The organism is Psychroserpens sp. AS72, from assembly GCF_038900375.1.
Taxonomy (GTDB): Bacteria; Bacteroidota; Bacteroidia; order Flavobacteriales; family Flavobacteriaceae; genus Psychroserpens.
In genome coordinates this window covers 1-7,131 of record NZ_JBBMRC010000020.1, presented here as the reverse complement: position 1 = coordinate 7,131, position 7,131 = coordinate 1, and the positions used below count along the sequence as shown (strand labels likewise).

The window sequence follows — 7,131 nt, the reverse complement described above, 5'->3', positions numbered from 1 at the left end:
AAAGAGGAACGCCTTATGTTGTTTTGCAACAACATGCAGCATAAAAAAAGACTAATTTATTAGGATTTGATCTTGGACGTGTTCGTGTATGGCTTGTTGCGTTGGCGAGAACTAAGTTAATAAAAGAAACCGAACCAGTAGGAAAATCCGCAGGATTTTCCGAGCACACACAAACTGAGCAATTGGTTATACACGTTGTTAGGTGCTGTTTTATAAATCACTTGAGTTTAAATTACCTAGCGATACAGTATACATTTTAAATTTTTTATTTCCGCCAGAAGTTACTTGAATTTGCAGATGTAAACTGTAAATATTTATTATGTCTAGTTTAGATTTAATTTCTCCGATATGTAGTACGTCGACTGATAAAAAATTTGATGTTTTGTCATCAAACAACACTGATAACCTATCTTTTTCGTCTTTAATTTCCTCATAATCATCAAAAAATTTAATTGATTTGAAATCATCGGGTTCTATAGACATCAAGTTTTCAATTCCATTGAATTCCTTATCAAACCAATTAATTGTGTTACTATCAACTAAAAATCTGTTTAATTTATCTTTTGATAGAATTCTTGCATTATTTATTATTCCAGTTCCGTAATGATTGTTTGAAAATTTATAAATATCATCATGAGTTAAACTATATCTTAAAGTTAAAAGACCAACAATTTCACGAATATCCTTAGTGTTAGCATGACCACTATTGTATCTTTTTATATTAGCTTGAAAATAAATCGAAAATATTACTGCATTGAAAGGATTATCAAAAATCAGAAAGCCTCCATCACCAGTATCTATAAAGTTTTTTTCAATTTCATCAAGATTTGAATTTTGGAAAAAATATTTTTCATGTTTTAAACAATTATAAAAAGTTTGTTCAAGTAAAACTTTAAAAAGAAATGGAATTAGAGTTTGTTCAAAAGTCTTATATTGACTGTAGCGATAAATATCAATTCCTAAGATCGCCTTTTTTTCTATATTTTCATTAAGTTTTTCTAATAGAGAATTTTTGATTTCACTTTTACCAATTCCGTTATTAGTTTTCTCAGTAAACTCTTCTACTAATTTATTTATTTTTGATTTAGATAATCTTTTCATGATGTTTAATTGAAATTGCACCTAACGTTGTTGTGTATGGTTAGTTGCGTGGTTAAGCAACTAAGTTAGTAAACATTTACGAACCCGTGAATATTCCGCAGGAATATTCGCAAGTAAGCTCAATAAAGCAATTAATTATACACGTTGTTGGCATGTCGTTTTATTTCCAGAATTCCCACCAACTCTTTTCAACCGTATAATTCTTTTTTGCTTTTTGTGATTCGGTTCTATTATCAATATACTTAAGTTTTCCAAATTCATTTGACTTTCCCAATAACACGATATTTTCGTTTTCCAACCAACTCATTACTTTATTAATCTCGTCTTGTATTTCAGGATAGAAATCACTTATTATTTTTTCTTTTTGTACTTCAGTTAATTCCTCAAATGATACTACATTCTGTGATATGTATGGAACTTCTAGTTTTAGACCAAAATCAAAAGCTAAGCTATCCATGAAATCATATCCTTTGCAATTAAGAGAATAAAATTTTCTAATAGATTCTATACAGTTTTTATTCCGTTCTTTTACGTTTATTAAGTGTCTTTTTAAATTCCACGTTTCCAATTCGGGTTGAGTGAGTTGTAGTTCTATTAGATTTTTTAGATCTGAAATAGCATTTGTTTTTTTGTAATTGAATGATAAAAACTCATAATAAGAATCAGAATCCATTTGGTCTTTCAATTCAGTTGATGAGTAAACCCAATTTTCAAATTCAGCAATAGGTTCTTTTTCTAGCCAAGTTTTAAAAAGTCGATTTTTAATATCCTTTGAAATTGTGTTCATTGTCAAAATGCATGCCAACGTTGTTGTGTATGGTTAGTTGCGTGGTTAAGCAACTAATTTAGCAAAAATGGAACGAACCAGAGGAAATTCCGCAGGAATTTCCACGTAGGATTGAAACTAGCAATTAATTATACACGTTGTTACCTACAGTTTTTTATCGAACGTTTCTATTATAACTACATCATTTTCGCATAAAGGTGTTACTATTTCAGTTTTTAGTTTTGCCTTTATATTTAATTCTAAAAATCTATCAGAACGGTCTGTGTTCCAAGTTGAGTAACTTCCTGTCCAAATAACGTCAAACGCTCCATTTCCATCTTTTTTAATGGCTATTTTGTTATTATTAATAGATTCTCCATCTCTAAAAGTGACCATAGTGAATAACATATCATCAGTCCAACCATCTTTTAAATCCAATTCTAATTCAGATAGTTCATTTATTTTTATCGGATAATTTGTGAGCATTATTGATATTGGGTCATCTAAAAATTCGTCTGCTTCATCATCCAAGTTTTCTCTAACTAAATCCAGATTCTCAAAATGAATAATTAGAATATTCAATTTGTCAGTCAGTTTTCGCAGTTCAATTTCTCCAAACGAGTTTGGAACATAACTGAATTCAGTAGTTTTATTATTATCAGAATCCTTTATGGTGAATTTTACGTATTGTTTCATTCAAATTGTAGGTAACGGTTAGTATAAGAATAGTGCGGTTTTGTGTGCGAGGATTTTCCGAAGGAAAATCAGAAGCAAGCAAACGCACACTTTGGTTTTGATTAAGCCCAAAAGTTAAGCATTATTTTTATACATTGTTACCTTGCGTTTTTAAATTTAGGTTTCTAATTGCATTTTGTTTTTCTTTTTTTTATAGCGTTTCAAATTTTCAGGAAAGAGTAGGTTCGGTCACTTTCTAAGTCAGCTTAAAATATTTAATTATCCGCAATCAATTTCGGTCAGTTATTCAGTCAGCGTACTGATTTTTTTATTTTTATTTATTCCGCAAACTTGCTAAATTTCCGCAACTATTTTTTTAAGTTTTAATTTGGTTAAGCTCTTTAAAAAACTTTATTTTTTCTCGAAAAATTCACATTTGAGTGAGCTTTTTTTTAATGCAAGGTAACGGAATTGTGTATGGTTAGTTGCGTGTTTGAGCAACTAATTTAATAAACAAAAACGAACGAGAGAAAATTCCGAAGGAATTTTCCAAATAAGCACTTGCCAAAGCAATTAATTATACACGGTGTTGGCAATAGTTATTATTTGACCTAATCCTCATATTTTTCCAGTCGTATTGTTGCTCGATGAAAAATGTACTGTGTTTCTGTTTCTGTAAATTCGATTTCATCAAAGTGAATTGTATAAATATTATCATTAATTCCAGCGTTAACAAATCCAGAAAATGAAATTCCTTCAGATTCAGTATCCTCATAAATATCATGAGGGAATTGCCAAGTCAAATCGTCAATTAATATGCTTGCTATGATTCTTGTGTAAGGTGTTTCATCTAAATCAGTTTTAGTATAATCATCAAAGCTAACAAATGTAAAAGTCATAAGTGGGTCATCAAAAATGAAACAATCATTGGGCTCAACAATAAAGGTTTCAAGAAAATCTTTTTCCTGACATAGAGCCATTTCTTCATTATTATCGTCATTTTTTGAACAGCTAATTGTTAGAATTAAAATTATTATAAAAAATAGTTTTTTCATTTCTTGCGTTTTTTTAATTATTGCCAACGTTTATGTATAAGAATAGTTGCGGGTTTGTATGCGAGGATTTTCCGAAGGAAAATCAGACGTTACAAACACGCAACGACCTTTGATTAAGCACTAAACCGCAATTATTTTTATACGGTGTTAGGCACAGTTATTATTTCAGTTTTCTTTTTTATTGTTCGGTCATTATGAGTTTCCCAAGTGCAATATTCAGTCAGGTTTTCATTCAGTCCGATTTGAAAATGGCGATGTCCAGAAAACCAAGTCTCCGATTTTTCAGATTCAAACCAATTCCGCAAGATTGGGATTCCGATTTCAATTAGAAATTTTTTAATCCGCTTATTGTTTTCTATTTCAACCGCTTTTAAATTTATAGTCCATTTATCTAAAGGTTTTGAGTAAGTTCCAGAAATTACTCTCCAAAAGCCTAATAGGTCTTTAGATTCTCCTTTCATTGAACGACCAGACCAACCTGGAACAAAAAGTCCCATTCGATGACCTTTTTCTTTGTCAAATGAAATTGATAAATCGTCATAAATTCCAATTCCGCTCAACATTTCCGAAATCTGTTTAGTTCCGATTGAGTGAGTAAATCCTTTAATTGGATGCGATTTGTAACTTGTCTTTATCAATGTTCGTTTTAATTGTGCCTAACGTGATTGTGTATGATTTCGTTGCGTGTTTAAGCACTAAAGTTAGCAAATAAATCACAGATAGAAAGTCCGCGAGGACTTTCGTAAGTAGGCTATAACAAGCAATGAATTATACACGTTGTTAGCCTTTCGTTATTTTTCTCTTAGGCTTAATTCGTTTCTAATTTGCTTCTGTACTTCCTCATTTTCTTTTATTCCTCTTTTGTAAGTATCATTCATATAATAATAAAAGAACAAAGCTTGTTTTAATACTTCATGAAAATAGGCGTTATTCTGCGCTTCTAATAGATTTACTGGTTCTGCCAATGTTCGCGATATGTCATCTGTATTTATATGTATGGTCTTAATATTCTTAAAGACTTCAGTTTCATGCAAAATTTTCACTTGCTCATAATCTGATCTTAAATCCTCAGTTAAATAGTAATATTTGAAATCGTACAATTCTGAAATAGCAATTCTAAGCGAGTCATTATGAATGATGTCAACACCTTTAGATTTTAGATTCTCATAGGCAACCGTTATTGGTTCAAAGTTTCCTCTTCCTAATAATTTAAAATAAGCTATTCTTAAAGAGTCTGTTAATGGTGTTTTCTGTTCTAAATGTTCCAAAACTTCTTTATTGAATTTCACTTGGTTTTTATTAAACGTAATCTTTGAGTTAAGATTAACAACATCCTTTTCTAGATTTACTAGAATTTCACTTAAAATATTCGATTCAAGTTTGTATTCAATTCTGTTATTATTCCAATTATTAATCTGTAAAGCAATAAGAATACCAATAACGACAAGTATAACCTCACCAATTGCATATTTAAAATACTTTCCAGTTTTGTTTTCCATAAGTAAGTTTTGGCGAATTTTTCTAAAGAATTTTATCATTGTTTAATGGTTGGTCATAATGAAGGCTAACGTGTTGTGTATGGTTAGTTGCGTGTTTAAGCAACTAATTTAACAAATAAAACACAGATAGAATATTCCGCAGGAATATTCGTAAGTAGGCTAGACCTAGCAATTAAATATACACGTTGTTGCCAGTAGTTTTTATTCCGTTTTATATTTTATTATCGCTTTATCTCCTCGAAAAAACGATTCGTATTCCTTTTTGTCAAAAGTCAAATTCGGTTCGTAAATTATTTCAAGATTGTTATTATCAATCCATTTGGCAGAAATGTTTTTACTTTCTCCTGTGTAATACATTATTCCAGCTCCACCACCAGAACTCCATTCCATTATTCCGCTTGTATGGATATATTTTCCGTTTGTAAACTCTTCATTAACTCTAAATTCTTTTGTTCCGTCAATCGTTTTGATTTTGACGAGTTCGTTTGTTGTAAACTCAAATTTTGGTCTTACTCGTCTTTTTGCTTTTGGTTTTTCGGTTGATATTAATTTTAGGAAATTCTCTAATTCCGATTTTCTGTCATTCAGAGTTTTTTTGTCCGCACCAAGTTCTTTCCACAATTCCAAATCAGTTCCGTTTTCAATTATTTCTTTAATGGTTTTATAAACTTCAGGTTCTAATGATTTAGTTTCCCATTGTGCTAAAGCAAGTCCAAATAATGAATTGTTTCTGTCGTCTGAATTCGAAAAATAATCTTCAAATTCCGCTTTGATTTCGTTTGAAACCCAAACTTGATTTCCTCCATTGTTGTACTTATCAAAAAAGTTGGAATAAATGTCAAGTGTAGTATCGTTTCCTTTTATTTCTGTGTTCCAAACTCCCATTTAGTTCTGTTTCTCAAATTACTGGCAACGTGTTTGTGTATGAAAAGTTGCGTTTTTGTGAGTGAGGATTTTCCGCAGGAAAATCGGAAGTAACAAAAGAGCAACGACCATTATTTAAGCACAATATAGCAATTTTTTATACACGATGTTACAACCTTTTGCGATAGAGTCGAGTAAATGCGATCTGCAAAAAATCCGTTTGATTAATTTTCTTATATCCTTAAGTTTCAAAAAAAAATGATAAACTTCGTTTTTCAGATTAATACAAGATTCCGAAAACAGGCTAAATTCCGCAATAGTAAATCAGTTTTCATAAACTTTATAAAGTTCCGCAAACAAGCTAAAAATTCCGTTTAGTGGATTCCGATTATATTATTCAAATTCCGAGTTTGAGTAAGAAAAAATTCCGATGAATTGAGTGTTTTGGAATTCGGTTTAAAAGGAGTTACGGTTTTTGAGCTATTGGTTGTAACGTTTATGTATAAGAATAGTTGCGGGTTTGTATGCGAGGAATTTCCGAAGGAAATTCAGACGTTACAAACACGCAACGACTTTTGATTAAGCACTAAACCGCAATTATTTTTATACGGTGTTGTAGCCAGTTTTTTTATTCAGTTGTTCAATCATCATCATTATATTCCATAGCGAGAACAAGTCACTTCCTTTTTTTGTAATAAAAATTGTTTCATTTCCATTAAATTCAGTAATTAATAATTCAGATTCATTCCGTTTTTTTATTTTCTTTAGTTTTGTTTCGCCAGCTTCTGCTTTCTCAAAGTACTCTTTCCGATTTTTAGAATCAACATCTTCTATAGAATCGAATTTGACCGAGTTTAATTTAGTTCCGTCAAATCCAATAATTTTTTTAGTTCCAAGTGCTGTCCAATTGTTATTGGAATCTGTAAAAAGTAAAATTATTTTTCCACAATCTTCCTCATTAAAATGAGTCAAATATTCAGCTTTCGTCTCATCTTTAAGGTTCTCAAATAAACGAACGCTTTTATTCGGTAAGTTATGTTGAGAAGCTCTCCATTTAATTCTATCTTCTATGAATTCGGGTGTTTTTCTCATTCTTGTATTATACTGATATAGGTTGACTCTTTTTTGGTTAATATATGATCTTTCTTAAATGGTGAGTTCAGGTAAATTT

The 7,131-nt window shown here is 30.5% G+C and carries 8 protein-coding genes; all 8 read right to left on the bottom strand.

Annotated elements, in window-relative coordinates; genetic code table 11:
- Positions 1 to 210: 210 nt before the first annotated feature.
- The 8 genes from WNY78_RS18685 to WNY78_RS18650 all read right to left on the bottom strand — a co-directional run bounded on the left by WNY78_RS18685 (position 211) and on the right by WNY78_RS18650 (position 7,052).
- Positions 211 to 1,101 (bottom strand): hypothetical protein, encoded by an 891-nt coding sequence (locus tag WNY78_RS18685; RefSeq protein WP_342874745.1) that lies wholly within the window; start codon positions 1,099 to 1,101, stop codon positions 211 to 213.
- 160 nt (positions 1,102 to 1,261) lie between these two features.
- Entirely contained in the window at positions 1,262 to 1,888 is a 627-nt protein-coding gene (locus WNY78_RS18680) for a hypothetical protein (protein WP_342874744.1), read from the bottom strand.
- A gap of 144 nt (positions 1,889 to 2,032) precedes the next feature.
- Positions 2,033 to 2,563, bottom strand: a complete 531-nt coding sequence (locus tag WNY78_RS18675) for a hypothetical protein (RefSeq protein WP_342874743.1) — start codon at positions 2,561 to 2,563, stop codon at positions 2,033 to 2,035.
- Between the two features lie 590 nt (positions 2,564 to 3,153).
- Entirely contained in the window at positions 3,154 to 3,597 is a 444-nt protein-coding gene (locus tag WNY78_RS18670) for a hypothetical protein (RefSeq protein WP_342874742.1), read from the bottom strand.
- Positions 3,598 to 3,734: 137 nt separating this feature from the next.
- The gene (locus WNY78_RS18665) at positions 3,735 to 4,235 is read right to left on the bottom strand and encodes a hypothetical protein (protein ID WP_342874741.1); all 501 of its coding nucleotides are present in this window, start codon (positions 4,233 to 4,235) and stop codon (positions 3,735 to 3,737) included.
- Between the two features lie 153 nt (positions 4,236 to 4,388).
- Positions 4,389 to 5,096, bottom strand: a complete 708-nt coding sequence (locus tag WNY78_RS18660) for a DUF6090 family protein (protein WP_342874740.1) — start codon at positions 5,094 to 5,096, stop codon at positions 4,389 to 4,391.
- Positions 5,097 to 5,297: 201 nt separating this feature from the next.
- Positions 5,298 to 5,981 (bottom strand): hypothetical protein, encoded by a 684-nt coding sequence (locus WNY78_RS18655; protein WP_342874739.1) that lies wholly within the window; start codon positions 5,979 to 5,981, stop codon positions 5,298 to 5,300.
- Positions 5,982 to 6,563: 582 nt separating this feature from the next.
- Positions 6,564 to 7,052 (bottom strand): hypothetical protein, encoded by a 489-nt coding sequence (locus tag WNY78_RS18650; protein WP_342874738.1) that lies wholly within the window; start codon positions 7,050 to 7,052, stop codon positions 6,564 to 6,566.
- Between the last annotated feature and the right edge of the window lie 79 nt (positions 7,053 to 7,131).